General features: G+C 61.6%; 11 protein-coding genes, 1 rRNA gene, 1 pseudogene and 1 riboswitch. Of the genes and pseudogenes, 6 read left to right on the forward strand and 7 right to left on the reverse strand.

Going from position 1 to position 12,990, the window contains the following annotated elements:
- The first annotated feature begins 142 nt into the window (after positions 1 to 142).
- The 5 genes from rrf (at position 143) to KW824_RS09225 (ending at position 5,624) form a co-directional block, all read left to right on the forward strand.
- Positions 143 to 257 (forward strand): 5S ribosomal RNA (rrf, locus tag KW824_RS09205).
- Positions 258 to 533: 276 nt separating this feature from the next.
- Positions 534 to 983, forward strand: a complete 450-nt coding sequence (locus KW824_RS09210; protein WP_041206375.1) for a pullulanase — start codon at positions 534 to 536, stop codon at positions 981 to 983.
- 207 nt (positions 984 to 1,190) lie between these two features.
- Positions 1,191 to 3,338 (forward strand): adenosylcobalamin-dependent ribonucleoside-diphosphate reductase, encoded by a 2,148-nt coding sequence (locus tag KW824_RS09215; protein WP_218409626.1) that lies wholly within the window; start codon positions 1,191 to 1,193, stop codon positions 3,336 to 3,338.
- A 9-nt stretch (positions 3,339 to 3,347) separates the two neighbouring features.
- Positions 3,348 to 4,031, forward strand: a complete 684-nt coding sequence (locus KW824_RS09220; RefSeq protein ID WP_005323870.1) for a hypothetical protein — start codon at positions 3,348 to 3,350, stop codon at positions 4,029 to 4,031.
- Positions 4,032 to 4,253: 222 nt separating this feature from the next.
- Positions 4,254 to 5,624: a PhoH family protein gene (locus tag KW824_RS09225; RefSeq protein WP_043130560.1), complete on the forward strand. Its 1,371-nt coding sequence runs from the start codon at positions 4,254 to 4,256 to the stop codon at positions 5,622 to 5,624.
- A 66-nt stretch (positions 5,625 to 5,690) separates the two neighbouring features.
- On the opposite strand, the pseudogene KW824_RS09230 reads toward KW824_RS09225, so the two are convergent.
- The 4 genes and pseudogenes from KW824_RS09230 to thiB form a co-directional block, all read right to left on the reverse strand.
- Positions 5,691 to 5,831 (reverse strand): annotated as a pseudogene (locus tag KW824_RS09230) (thiamine ABC transporter ATP-binding protein); the annotation flags it as partial.
- 40 nt (positions 5,832 to 5,871) lie between these two features.
- Complete coding sequence (gene thiQ / locus KW824_RS09235) at positions 5,872 to 6,579, reverse strand: thiamine ABC transporter ATP-binding protein (RefSeq protein WP_218409627.1); 708 nt, start codon at positions 6,577 to 6,579, stop codon at positions 5,872 to 5,874.
- Positions 6,580 to 6,656: 77 nt separating this feature from the next.
- The gene (gene thiP / locus KW824_RS09240) at positions 6,657 to 8,285 is read right to left on the reverse strand and encodes a thiamine/thiamine pyrophosphate ABC transporter permease (RefSeq protein ID WP_218409628.1); all 1,629 of its coding nucleotides are present in this window, start codon (positions 8,283 to 8,285) and stop codon (positions 6,657 to 6,659) included.
- On the reverse strand, positions 8,261 to 9,241 hold the full coding sequence (thiB, locus tag KW824_RS09245; protein WP_218409629.1) for a thiamine ABC transporter substrate binding subunit: 981 nt from the start codon (positions 9,239 to 9,241) through the stop codon (positions 8,261 to 8,263). The genes thiP and thiB overlap by 25 nt, the downstream gene beginning before the upstream one ends.
- Before the next feature lie 100 nt (positions 9,242 to 9,341).
- A riboswitch (TPP riboswitch) is annotated at positions 9,342 to 9,432 on the reverse strand.
- A 90-nt stretch (positions 9,433 to 9,522) separates the two neighbouring features.
- Here thiB and KW824_RS09250 point away from each other — a divergent pair.
- Positions 9,523 to 9,813: a PilZ domain-containing protein gene (locus KW824_RS09250; RefSeq protein WP_218409630.1), complete on the forward strand. Its 291-nt coding sequence runs from the start codon at positions 9,523 to 9,525 to the stop codon at positions 9,811 to 9,813.
- Positions 9,814 to 9,917: 104 nt separating this feature from the next.
- On the opposite strand, the gene KW824_RS09255 is transcribed toward KW824_RS09250, so the two are convergent.
- From KW824_RS09255 to leuC, 3 genes are all read right to left on the reverse strand, one after another.
- Entirely contained in the window at positions 9,918 to 10,844 is a 927-nt protein-coding gene (locus KW824_RS09255) for a transglutaminase domain-containing protein (protein ID WP_218409631.1), read from the reverse strand.
- A gap of 112 nt (positions 10,845 to 10,956) precedes the next feature.
- Complete coding sequence (gene leuD / locus KW824_RS09260; protein WP_218409632.1) at positions 10,957 to 11,556, reverse strand: 3-isopropylmalate dehydratase small subunit; 600 nt, start codon at positions 11,554 to 11,556, stop codon at positions 10,957 to 10,959.
- A gap of 12 nt (positions 11,557 to 11,568) precedes the next feature.
- A complete protein-coding gene (leuC, locus tag KW824_RS09265; protein WP_182786322.1) occupies positions 11,569 to 12,966 on the reverse strand; it encodes a 3-isopropylmalate dehydratase large subunit in 1,398 nt (465 codons plus the stop codon).
- Positions 12,967 to 12,990: the final 24 nt, after the last annotated feature.

Here is a 12,990-nt window from a genome sequence, read left to right on the forward strand (position 1 = left end):
ATTACCCGTGAGGCTTAACCATACAACACCCAAGAAGTGTTCTGGGCCTTGTAGCAAGTGAACGAACTACTACCTAATTCAGTGATAGCGAAGCCAACAGGCAACTCGTTATTCACGTCAGCTTTCCAGATGAAGTTTTTTGCCTGGCGGCCATAGCGCCGTGGAACCACCTGATCCCATGCCGAACTCAGAAGTGAAACGCGGTAGCGCCGATGGTAGTGTGGCATTCGCCATGCGAGAGTAGGACACTGCCAGGCACCCAATACAAGAAACCCCGCTCACTCGAGCGGGGTTTTTTATTGTCTGAAAATTAGCGCATTGACTGATAATTGACCTCTAACTTTGACGACATGTTCCCTCGGTCCAAAAACCTCGACCATCTTCTGTTCGATATTTATCCATTATCGCCACGTGCTGGATATAAAAAGCACAGAATGTGATGACTCTACCTTTCTTGTGATGCCTGCTCTGCTTTAATTCGTCTGCCCACGTTCGATGGGCCAAGGAATCACAATAATCTGAGGAATGGACACATGTTCAAAAGAACAGTAACGATGATGCTGGCGGCGGGAACCCTGGTATTAGGCGGTTGCGCATCCAATGGTGGTGCAGAGCAGGCGGCAGACAACAGCGACTTCGACGGCAAGTCCATCTACCTGCGCGGGGAGATGAACGACTGGATGGCGACCGATGAGAGCAAGGTTGTCAAGGTAGCAGACAAGCTCTACATGGCCAAGGGAACGCTCAAGAAAGAGTGGGCGCCCTACAAGTTCAAGTTCGCCGATTCCGGCTGGAGCTGTGGTACCAACTTCGGCTACAAGAGTCCGAGTGACGGCGTCGCCGTGCTGGGCGGAGAGCCTGTGCCGGTCAACCCCTGCTCCAAGTATGAGGACATGAAGTTCTCGCCGGATGCTGACGGTGTCTACGAGTTCTATCTGAATATGGCGGGTGAGACGCCGAGCGTGTACGTCAAGAAGCCCTGAGATTTCCCCTCCCGTTAAATTCATCGGGAAATGAACTGGTTAAATGCCCTGGCCCAAATATCTGCTGGCCGGGGCATTTTTTTAGGATAGAATCGGCGCCCCGTGAGAGAGACACTATATATAGTGTTATCTGGTTTATATGAAACCTATTAGTTGTGTTTTTAACTCTGTCATGACGTTGTTGCATTCACATAAGGTGGCTTGAAAATGGCTAAATCCAACCCTGTTCTGGAGAGTGGACCCGGTTCTGCCCTCATCCCCATGCAGGAAACTTCCCTCGAGATCTGGGACAGCAAGTATCGCCTCAAGAGCAAGGATGGGGAGCCCATCGATGGCACCATAGACGAGACTTATCAGCGGGTTGCCCGTGCGCTGGCGGCCCAGGAGAGCGAGCCCGATGCCTGGTATGAGCCCTTCCTGTGGGCGCTGCGCAATGGCGCCATCCCGGCGGGTCGCATCACTTCCAATGCCGGGGCCTTCGAGCACAAGCCGGCCACCTCGACCATCAACTGCACCGTCTCCGGCACCATCGAAGATTCGATGGACGACATTCTCGGCAAGGTGCACGAGGCCGGCCTGACCCTGAAAGCGGGCTGCGGCATCGGTTATGACTTCTCGACCCTACGCCCGCGTGGTGCCTTCGTCTCCGGCGCCGGGGCCTATACCTCGGGCCCGCTCTCCTTCATGGATATCTACGACAAGATGTGTTTCACCGTCTCGTCAGCCGGTGGTCGTCGCGGCGCCCAGATGGGTACCATGGATATCCGGCATCCCGACGTGATCGAGTTCATTCAGGCCAAACGGGAAGATGGCCGCCTGCGCCAGTTCAACCTATCCCTGCTGATCACAGAAGAGTTCGTCAAGGCGGTGAAGGAGGATGCTCCCTGGCGGCTTATCTTCCCCTACACCGCCAAAGAGGTGGAGCAGGACGGCATCGCCCTGGATGATCCCGCTCAGGTGCTCTGGGCCGACTGGCCGAACAAGGAAGGAGTGGTGATCAACGCGCTGGGGCAGGTGGCCTGCAAGGTCTACAAGACCCTGCCAGCGCGCAAGCTGTGGAACGTCATCATGACCTCCACCTATGACTATGCGGAGCCCGGTTTCATCCTGATCGACAAGGTCAACCAGATGAACAACAACTGGTTCTGCGAGGAGATCCGCGCCACCAACCCCTGTGGTGAGCAGCCCTTGCCCCCCTATGGCGCCTGCCTGCTGGGGTCGGTCAATCTGACCAAGTTTGTCCGCGAGCCCTTCACCGAGCGGGCCGCCTTCGACTGGCAGGCGTTTCGCAAGGTAGTGGCCATCTTCACCCGCATGCTGGACAACGTGGTGGAGATCAATCAATTGCCGCTCCCTAAGCAGCGCGAGGAGATCACCGCCAAGCGCCGCCACGGCATGGGCTTCCTCGGCCTGGGGTCGACCCTCACCATGCTGCAGATAAAGTACGGCTCTGCCGCTTCTGTCGCCTTCACCGAGCAGGTCTCCCAGGAGCTGGCCATGACCGGCTGGCAGGAGTCCCTGGCGCTGGCGAAAGAGAAGGGCCCTGCCCCCATCATGGAGCAGGAGTTCGAGGTGACCGGCAAGATGTTGCGGCTGCGCCCCGAGATGGCGGCCGATGGCATCAAGCTCGGCGACAAGGTGAAGGGCAAGGTGCTGCATGCGTGCTACAGCCGCTACATGCAACAGGTGGCCGAGGTGGATCCCGCCCTGGTGGCCGCACTGGCCGAGGTGGGTGGGCGTTTCACCCACCACAGCAGCATAGCGCCGACCGGTACCATCTCCCTGTCGCTTGCCAACAATGCCAGCAACGGTATAGAGCCGAGCTTCGCCCATCACTACAGCCGCAACGTCATCAAGGCGGGCAAGAAGAGCAAGGAGAGCGTGGATGTCTACTCCTTCGAGCTGCTGGCCTACCGGGAGCTCATCAATGCTGGCGCCATGCCTTACACCGAGGATGAAGCCTGCCGTCTGCCGGATTACTTCATCACCGCCGACGACATCAGCCCGGCCCAGCACGTGGACATCCAGGCCGCGGCCCAGCGCTGGATAGATTCGTCCATCTCCAAGACGGCCAACGTACCGACCGACTTCCCGTTCGAGCAGTTCAAGGACATCTACATGTATGCCTCGGACTCAGGCCTCAAGGGCTGCACCACCTTCCGCTTCAACCCCGAGGCCTTCCAGGGCGTGCTGGTGAAGGAGAAGGATCTGGAAAACACTCAGTACGAGTTCACCCTGGAGGATGGCTCCGTCATCACGGTGAAGGGGAACGAAGAGATCGAATACGATGGTGAGCTGCACACCGCCGCCAACCTCTACGACGCCTTGAAAGAAGGCTATTACGGTAAATTCTGAGAACAGATTATGGTCAAGAAGATCGACAGGAAAATCGTCGCCTACAAGGTGAAAACCCGGGATGAGCCGCAAGAAGCGCCGGCTCCTCAGGATGACGTGGTGCACATGCACGAGACGGTACTGCGTCCGGAGCGGCTGATGGGCACCACCTACAAGCTGAAGACGCCGGAGCATGTCTCCGAGCACTCGCTGTTCATCACCATCAACGACATCATTCTCAACGAGGGCACGGTCCACGAGACGCGCCGTCCGTTCGAGATCTTCATCAACTCCAAGAGCCTGGAGCACTACCAGTGGATAGTGGCGCTGACCCGCATCATCTCTGCGGTGTTTCGCAAGGGCGGGGATGTCACCTTCCTGGTGGAGGAACTGAGATCCGTGTTCGATCCCAAAGGGGGTTATTGGAACAAGGGCAAGTATGTGCCATCGCTCATCGCCGAAATTGGCAACGTGATCGAGACTCATCTCACCGAGATAGGCATGCTCAAGGCCACCGGGCTGGATGAGCACCAGCAGGCGTTTCTGGCCGAGAAGCAGGCACAGATCCAGGCCGAACAGGAGGCTGACGTCCAGCAGGCAGGCAGCGGCTTCCCGGCCAGTGCGGCGCTCTGCTACAAGTGCCACACCAAGGCGCTGGTGCAAAAGGATGGCTGCATGACCTGCCTCAACTGTGGCGATTCCAAGTGTGGCTAGCAGGTGCGGTTAGTCCGAAAAGCAGTATGAAAAGACCGGCCTGTGGGCCGGTCTTTTCTATTGGGTATTTTCTGTTCAGTCAGTCGCGGGAGCCAAAGGGATTTGTTGCACGCTGGTAAAATCGGGCGTAGCGTTGGGGGTAATAAAACTGTCACGGCCGTGTGGTTTCAATGACATCTGAGATTCACACACGTGGCACCTTCAGTGCCAAGGAGGATGCTTATGGACAACACGGACCGAAAGCTGTTTATCCTGGATACCAACGTTCTGCTTCACGAACCCCTCGCCATTTACTCCTTCAAAGAGCACGACGTGCTCATTCCCATGACGGTGCTCGAAGAGCTCGACAACATCAAGGATCGCCAGAAAGACGTCAGTCGTGATGCTAGGGTCGCCATCCGGGCGCTGGAAGACGTGTTTCGCGACGCCAACCCCGAACAGATAGTGCAGGGGGTGGCCCTGGCCGGCGAGGCGAGCGGTCATATCTCCATCTTCAGCGATCACCATCTGCCCCAGGATGCCGAGGTGTTCACCGACAAGGAGGCGGACAACCGCATCATCAACGCGGCCCTCTACCTGCAAAAGCATGAGATGAAACGCCAGGTGGTGCTGGTCACCAAAGACATCAACATGCGCCTCAAGGCCAAGGGGGCGGGCCTTGCCCATGTGGAGGATTATCGCAGCGACCAGCTCATCGACGACATCCGTCTGCTCGCCAAGGGCTTTCAGGTGGTGCCCGGCAGCTTCTGGGAGCGGGTGGGCGAGTGCGACAGCGAAACCCATGGCCGCGATACGGTGCACGTTATTGATGCCAACTTGTTGGAGGGGGTACACGTCAACCAGTACCTGCTGGACGAGGAGAACTTCTTTGCAGCCAGGGTACTCAGCCACGATGGCAACAAGATCCGTCTCAAGGATCTGGGCCGCGAGCGGCTGATGTCACGCAAGGCCTGGGGGGTGCACCCCAAGAACGTCTATCAGGGGATGGCGCTGGATGCCCTGCTGGATCCGCACATCGACCTGGTGATCCTGACCGGCCCGGCGGGCTGTGGCAAGACCTTGCTCGCCATGGCGGCTGCCCTGGAGCTGGTGATCGAGAAGGGGATCTACGAGAAGGTGATCGTCACCCGTAACACCCCGGAAATCGCCGAGAGCATCGGCTTCCTGCCCGGTACCGAAGAAGAGAAGATGATGCCATGGCTGGCGGCGGTGACTGACACCCTGGAGGTGCTGCACAAGCAGGACGAGAACATGAGCGGGTCCCTCAGCTACATCATGGAGAAGGCCAACATCCAGTTCAAATCGGTCAACTTCATGCGCGGGCGCAGCATCCAGAACACCTTCGTGCTGCTGGACGAGTGTCAGAACCTGACCGCTTCCCAGATCAAGACCATCATCACCCGCTGCGGTGAGGGGACCAAGATCGTCTGCTCCGGCAACCTGGCGCAAATAGACTCCAACTATCTGAGCCCGGTGACCTCAGGGTTGACCTACATAGTCGAACGGTTCAAGGACTTCGACGGCAGTGCCAATATCTTCCTGAACGGGGTGGTGCGCAGCCGCCTGGCTTCGTTCGCCGAGGAAAATCTCTGATTTAACGCAATCTCTGCATGAGAAAGGGGAAGCCGGACGGCTTCCCCTTTTTTGATTCCGTTGCCGTCATTGCCCATGTGTATGGCCAAGGTAGCGCAGTAGCCCGGGGTGTTCGCTGTTCTGCAGTATGTCGGGTTTGCCCTGCAGGGCGATGCGCCCCTCGTCCACGAACAACACCTGATCGGCAATCAGCTGGGCATCCTCCGGGGTTATGCCAGGGGGAGACCATCAGCTTGTTGGCCATCCACTATGGAGAGAGAGCGCGACCAAGGTAGCGCAGCAGCCCGGGGTGTTCGCTGTTTTGCAGTATGTCGGGTTTGCCCTGCAGGGCGATGCGCCCTTCGTCCACGAACAACACCTGATCGGCGATCAGCTGGGCATCCTCCGGGTTGTGGGACACCATGAGCACAGTGATGCCCTGCTCGCAGGCGAGGCGGGCCACTTCGGCCAGCATCTCCCGGCGCAGGGCGGGATCCAGGGCCGAGAAGGGCTCATCCAGCAGCAACAGCGGTTTTCCCCGCACCAAGGCGCGGGCCAGCCCCACCCGCTGTTGCTGGCCGCCGGAGAGCTGCTCCGGCAGGCGCGTGAGCATGTCGCCAAGACCGACCCGCTCTGCGCCCTGCTTCACCTGCTCGCGCTGTGCCGGACTCAGGCGCAGGCCCGGGTGCAGGCCGATGGCAATGTTGTCGAACACAGACAGGTGCAGGAAGAGGTTGTGATCCTGAAACAGGGTGGTGACAGGGCGCTCGGCCGGGCCGAGCGGCAGCAGATCGACGTCATCGAAACTGAGGCGGCCGGACTCCACCGGCACGAAACCTGCGATCATGCCGAGCAGGGTGGACTTGCCGGCGCCGCTCGGCCCTATCAGGGCCGTGATCTCCCCTCTGGGCAGGGTGGCGCTGAAGCTGACGCGCCAATCCGGGTAGCTGGTGACCAGCTGATCAATGTTCAGCATGTTGTCTTCTCCAAGAGGCCGCTTGACCAGCTGTCTGGCCGAATAAACGGTGAGGGTGGAGTCGTACGCTCTGTGCCTCAATGTTCAGCATTTTTTCCTCCAAGACCCCGCTCAACCAGCCAGAACAGGGAGAAACAGAGCGTGAGCAGCAGCAGGGCGGTGGCGGCCGCCTCGGTCAGCCGGTAGCTGCCGAGCTGCTGATAGAGCAGCCAGGGCAAGGTGGTGAGAGCCTGGCTGCCGAACATGGCGATGGCGCCGAGATCCCCGAGGGACAATATCATGGAGAGCGCCATGGCGAGCGCCAGCGGGCGGCGCAGCAGAGGCCACTCCACCAGTCGCAGGCGATGCAGACCGCGCACCCCCAGGCTGTCCGCCAGCCGGTCATACTGACGCACCACCAACTGCATGGGGGCGCTGAGGGTGCGCAGCACATAGGGCAGCGCCATCAGGGCGTTGACCAGCACCACCAGCCAGGGGCCCAGAGCAAAGACATCGGTGAAGGGCATGAACATGATGAACAGCCCTGTGCTCAGCACCACTGCCGGGATCATCAGGATCATGGAGCCGCTGGCCTCCCACAGGGCGGCGGCCCGCCGCTTGCGCCCACGCACCCTCAGGTGGCGGCTGGTGAGCAGCAGACTGGCGCCGAGCAGGGTCGCCAGCGACCCGGCCGCCAGGGCGATGGCCAGGGACTGGCCGCCCGCCTGCCACAGTTGGAGGGATGCCAGCGCCGTCAGCAGGCCGGGGTTGAAACCGGCCACGACTATGGCTAGCAGGGGGGGCAGGAAGATGGCAAGCCCGGTGGCAAGGGCCAGCCCATCCACCAGGCCTGTCCCCGGCTGATGGCGATCCGGCCTCAGGCAGGGGCGGCGGCTGGTGAGACGGCTGGCCGGGGTGGTCTGCAGCCTGTGTTGCAGCAGGAGCAGGGCGACGGTCAGCAGCAGCTGTACCAGCGCCAGTCCGCCCGCGGTGGCGAGATCGAAATCGAAACGCAGTGCCTGATAGACGGCCACTTCCAGGGTGGTGGACTTGGGGCCGCCGCCCAGCGCCAGCACTGTGGTGAAGCTGGTGAAGCAGAGCATGAAGATGAGGCTGGCGAGCCCCGGCAGTATGCCGCGGATGAGCGGCCACTCCAGCAGCTGGAAGATATGGGAGGAGCGCATGCCGAGCTGGCTGGCGAGGCGCCAGGAGGATTCGGGGATGCTCTCTATGCTCTGCAGGATGAGTCTGGCTGCCAGCGGCATGTTGAAGAAGACATGGGCCAGCAGGATGCCGAACAGGCCGTACAGGTAGTTGCCGGGATCCAGCTCCAGGCCGCGCAGCAGCTGTGGCAGCCAGCCCTGGCGACCGTGCACCGCGACCATGCCGAAGATGGCGATGATGACCGGTAGCACCAGGGAGAGGCCGAACAGCTTGAGCAGCAGGCGACGGCCGGGGAAGCGGCGCCGCGCCAGGGCCCGGGCGACCGGAATGGCAAGCCCCAGGCTCAGCAGGGTGGAAAGCAGCGCCTGCCCCAGGCTGAAGCCCAGCACATGGCGCAGGTAGGGATCGGCCAACAGAGTGCGGGGAGACAAGGTGCCCGCCTGCCACAGCAGGGCCGCGAGCGGCCCGAGGGACAACAGCAGGATCAGAAAGGTGGCCGCACTGCCTGGCAGCCACCAGAGGGGACGAGTGTCTGCGTTCACTGGGTGACGGCTTGCAGCCATTCGCGGATCCAGTTCTTGCGATTGGCGGCCACTTCATCAGAGGTGAAGCTCAGCGGCTTGGCGACCGTGATCATCTGCTCGAAGCCCTTGGGCAGCGGCTGGTCGATCACCGGGTACATCCAGTTGCCGGCGGGGATCTCCTGCTGGAAGACCGGGCTCACCATGAACTGCAGGAACTGGTCAGCCAGCTTGTCCTGGGTAGCGCTTTTCAGCTTGGCGGCCACTTCCACCTGACGGTAATGCCCCTCTGCGAAGGCGGCCGCCTGATACTGGGGTTTGTTCTCGGCGATCAGGTGATAGGCGGGGGAGGTGGTATAGGAGAGCACCATGTCCGCCTCGCCGTCGAGGAACATGCCATAGGCCTCCGACCAGCCCTTGGTGACGGTTACCGTCTTTTTGGCCAGCTGTTCCCAGGCGGCGGGGGCCTGATCGCCATAGACAGACTTCATCCAGAGCATCAGCCCCTGACCCGGGGTGGAGGTGCGGGGATCCTGATAGATCACCTTGAGATCCTGGCGTTCCACCAGCTCTTTCAGGCTCTTGGGAGGCTGCTTGAGTTTGTCCTTGTCGTAGACGAAGGCGAAGTAGCCGTAGTCATAGGGGACGAAGGTGTCATCCTGCCAGCCACCCGGAACCTTGAGGGCGTCGAGCCTGGTGTGATGGGGGGCGAACAGGCCGCTCTGCTTGGCCTCGCTGACCAGGGCATCGTCCAGCCCCAGCACCAGGTCTGCCTTGCTGTGCTGACCTTCCAGCCGCAGCCGGTTGAGGATGGCGACACCGTCTTCCAGGGCCACCAGATTGAGGGTGCAGCCGCACTCCTTCTCGAAGGCCTGCTTGATCTTGGGACCTGGGCCCCATTCGGCGGCGAAGGAGCCGTAGGTGTAGACGGTGAGGGTGTCGGCGGCAAATGCCTGGGCAGAGAGCAGGCCGGTCGCGAGCAGCAGCAGGGTCTTCATCAATGGCACTCCTGTGAGTACTGAGGTGCCATGGGCAGCGATCTGCGCATCAATGGCACCTCTCTTGTGGTGAGGGCCAGCGGATGAGGGCGCAAAAAACGCGCGCCATGCCTCAAATTCCTCCGCCAGCATTATCTGGATCAGGTTCACGGGTATAATCTCAGCGGTAAACCGCACCCCGTTTGAGCAACGAACCGCATTGTATTGACCTTCTTTGGGGGAGGCCAGCACTATGTTTCCGGGGCCGCGCCGCGCGAGCCACCACCAAGGAGGATGCCCCAGTGATCACCAGCACCAAGGAAAGACGTGCCTTCCAGCGCATGGTCATCAACGCCCCTGTCACCCTGTTCCAGCACCCGCAGGTGCTTGAAGGAGTCTGCCGGGATCTCAGCGCCAATGGCATGGGGGTCGAGGTGAACGAACACGGGTTTGATCTGGCCCAACCCATCCGGGTGAGCCTGGCCACCAGCAGCAACCTGCTGCCCCCCTTCGAGGCCCAGGCCCGCATAGTGCGGGTGTTGGAGGAGGAGGGTGGACTCTTGCTGGCCCTGGAGTTTCTGCCGCTGACCTGAGTCCGCACGCCACCCTGTTCCATCGACCAGCCACCGGCTGGTCGATGCATTTTCGGCCCGGGCCAACCTTGCCTTCCCGCCCGGATCGCCGCTCCGGAGGCGACTCAGTGGCTGGCCAGCACGGGTTGGACGCTCAATTGCTTGCTGTCGACCAGCGTCTTGCTGGTGGCGGCGATCTGGCCCATGGGGAGCTGGGCGGGGCCGGTCGGTTCCAGCAGCAGATAGGTTTCCCCTTGCCAGCTCAGGGTCGCCTGACCCGGGCCAGCCGGCAGCGCGACTCCCAGCAGGGCATGACCCGGCACGAACACCATGGCCTGTTTCAGCTCGGGAAAGCGCTGGGCCAGCAGGGTCGCCATCAGGGTCACCTTGCTGTCGCAGTCCCCCCGGTTCTGCTCCAGCACCTGGCGCGGGCTCAGAAAGCCCTTGCCCGAGCGCCCCGACTGGCTGTCGAGCAGCTGATAAGGGATGGCCTGGATGAAGTCGAGCATGTGCTCCACCGTCTTCTGGCGCGCCTCTGTCTCTGTGGCCCCCTCCTGTTTGAGCTGCTCGGCCAGTGGCGCCAGTTCGGCACGGCTCTCCAGGGCGATACGCACATGATCCTGCTTGATGGCGGGGGCACCGTCGGGCGGGGTGAAGGGCTGGAAGTAGTGCTGCTTGAGCCATTCGGCCTCCAGCCTGGCCTGCTCCGGCTTGACCCATAGCGAGGCTTCCCTGGCCTTGTCGGCGTTGCGGCTCTTGAGGCTGAGGGCGAGACTGGGGCGAGAGAGGGAGAACTGCACCTCGGGGAACTCAAGTGCAGCCTGCTGCAGCAAGCTCTGCAGCACCTCCTCCTGCATCCTGGCCGGGCGATAGGCGATGAGCGGCGGCAGCTTGCCCGCCTCCAGCCGGTAGCTGAGTTGCTGGGCCTTGCCTTCCTTGTCTTGCCAGCCGACGTTGAGCTGGCCGCCGTTGCTGTTGAAGTAGGTCTGTCCGCCCAGGGCCGGGAGGCTGAGCAGCAGGCAGAGCAGTGAAAGGGCGCCCCTTGCGGACATAGGTGTCTCCTGTCGGACATGCAGAGGTGGCGGGCCTTGTACAGCGACCCGACAATAAAACAGGGAGCCTCGGCTCCCTGTGGATTCTACTCGTTTTATGGCACCTGATGGGTCAAATCCAGCTCGGCTGCTTCGCCTCGAAGGCGCTGATGGCGGCCTCGTGCTGCAGGGTCAGGCCGATGGCATCCAGTCCGTTGAGCAGGCAGTAGCGGCGGAACTCGTCGATCTCGAAGCCGAACGTGAGCGCGCCGGCGCGCACCTGGTTCGCCTCCAGATCCACGTCGATCTCGATACCCGGCTGGGCGGCAACCAACTGGAACAGGGCCTCGACCTCCTCCTCCTTCAGGCGCACCGGCACCATGCCGTTGTTGATGGCGTTGCCGTAGAAGATGTCGGCAAAGCTCGGGGCAATGATGGTCTTGAAGCCGTAGTCTGCCAGCGCCCAGGGGGCGTGCTCGCGGCTCGAGCCGCAGCCGAAGTTCTCCCGGGCCAGCAGGATACTTGCGCCGGCGAATTGCGGCTGGTTCAGCACGAACTCGGGGTTGGGCTGCTGGCCGGCATCGTCCAGGAAGCGCCAGTCGTGGAACAGGTGCTTGCCAAAACCGATGCGGTTCACCTTCTGCAAAAACTGCTTGGGAATGATGGCGTCGGTGTCGACGTTGGCGCTGTCGAGGGGGACGACGATCCCTTTGTGTTGCTTGAAGCCTGTCATCGTTATGTCCTCTTACAGTGCGCGAATATCGGCGAAGCGGCCGGTGACGGCGGCGGCGGCGGCCATGGCCGGGCTCACCAGGTGGGTGCGGCCGGCACGGCCCTGACGCCCTTCGAAGTTGCGGTTGCTGGTGGAGGCGCAGCGCTCCCCCGGTTGCAGCCGGTCGTTGTTCATGGCCAGACACATGGAGCAGCCGGGCAGGCGCCACTCAAAACCCGCCTCGAGGAAGATCTTGTCCAGCCCCTCGGCTTCGGCCTGGGCCTTCACCTGCTCGGAGCCCGGCACCACCAGGGCCTGTACCCCGGCGGCCACCTTGCGGCCACGAGCGATGGCGGCGGCGGCGCGCAGATCCTCGATGCGGCTGTTGGTGCAAGAGCCGATGAACACCTTGTCGATGGTGACATCACAGAGCTTCTGGCCCGGTTGCAAGTCCATGTAGGCAAGCGCCTTGCGGGCGGACTGCTGCTCCATCAGGTCGGTAAACGACTCCGGCGCAGGAATGGGTTCATTGACGGCAATCACCTGGCCCGGGTTGGTGCCCCAGGTCACCTGAGGGGCGATGGCGGCGGCGTCCAGCACCACTTCGGCATCGAATCTGGCATCGGCATCGCTCTTGAGGGTTTGCCAGTAGGCGATGGCCTGCGCCAGCGCCTCGCCGGTGGGGGCGAATACCTTGCCGCGGATGTAGTCGATGGTGGTCTGATCCGGTGCGATCATGCCTGCCTTGGCGCCGAGCTCGATGGCCATGTTGCACACCGTCATGCGCCCTTCCATGGAGAGACCCGTGATGGCATCGCCTGCGAACTCCACCACATAACCGGTACCGCCGGCCGCGCCGACCTTGCCTATGATGGCCAGCACCACGTCTTTCGCGCTGATGCCTTCGGCCAGCTTGCCGTTGACAGAGATACGCATGGTCTTGGCCCGGCCCTGCTTCAGGGTCTGGGTCGCCATCACATGTTCCACTTCGGAAGTACCGATGCCAAACGCGAGCGATCCGAAGGCGCCATGAGTGGCGGTGTGGGAGTCGCCGCAGACTATGGTGGTGCCGGGCAGAGTGATGCCGAGCTCGGGACCCATCACGTGGACTATGCCCTGGTATTTGTGGTTGAGATCGTAGAGACGGACCCCGAACTCCTTGCAGTTGGCGGCCAGGGTTTCCATCTGGATGCGGGCCATCTCGCCAGAGGCGGCGATGTCCTTGGTGGTGGTGGAGACGTTGTGATCCATGGTGGCCCAGGTCAGATCCGGGCGGCGCAGCGGGCGCTTCATGGCGCGCAGGCCGTCGAACGCCTGCGGGCTGGTCACTTCATGCACCAGATGGCGGTCGATGTAGATAAGGGGGGTTTCCCCTTCCACTTCCCGGACCACATGGGCGTCGAACACTTTCTGATAGAGGGTCTTGGACATTGCTCTGTATTCCTTGTTATGTGC

It is taken from the genome of Aeromonas sp. sif0611, assembly GCF_019218845.1.
Classification (GTDB): Bacteria; Pseudomonadota; Gammaproteobacteria; order Enterobacterales; family Aeromonadaceae; genus Aeromonas; species Aeromonas media.

Bases quoted from the DNA above. Each gene is read 5' to 3' on its own strand.
- KW824_RS09220 (WP_005323870.1), top strand. From the start codon at position 3,348: ATGGTCAAGAAGATCGACAGGAAAATCGTCGCCTACAAGGTGAAAACC.
- leuC (WP_182786322.1), bottom strand. From the start codon at position 12,966: ATGTCCAAGACCCTCTATCAGAAAGTGTTCGACGCCCATGTGGTCCGG.
- KW824_RS09225 (WP_043130560.1), top strand. From the start codon at position 4,254: ATGGACAACACGGACCGAAAGCTGTTTATCCTGGATACCAACGTTCTG.
- KW824_RS09255 (WP_218409631.1), bottom strand. From the start codon at position 10,844: ATGTCCGCAAGGGGCGCCCTTTCACTGCTCTGCCTGCTGCTCAGCCTC.
- leuD (WP_218409632.1), bottom strand. From the start codon at position 11,556: ATGACAGGCTTCAAGCAACACAAAGGGATCGTCGTCCCCCTCGACAGC.
- thiP (WP_218409628.1), bottom strand. From the start codon at position 8,285: ATGGCTGCAAGCCGTCACCCAGTGAACGCAGACACTCGTCCCCTCTGG.
- thiQ (WP_218409627.1), bottom strand. From the start codon at position 6,579: ATGCTGAACATTGATCAGCTGGTCACCAGCTACCCGGATTGGCGCGTC.
- thiB (WP_218409629.1), bottom strand. From the start codon at position 9,241: ATGAAGACCCTGCTGCTGCTCGCGACCGGCCTGCTCTCTGCCCAGGCA.
- KW824_RS09215 (WP_218409626.1), top strand. From the start codon at position 1,191: ATGGCTAAATCCAACCCTGTTCTGGAGAGTGGACCCGGTTCTGCCCTC.
- KW824_RS09210 (WP_041206375.1), top strand. From the start codon at position 534: ATGTTCAAAAGAACAGTAACGATGATGCTGGCGGCGGGAACCCTGGTA.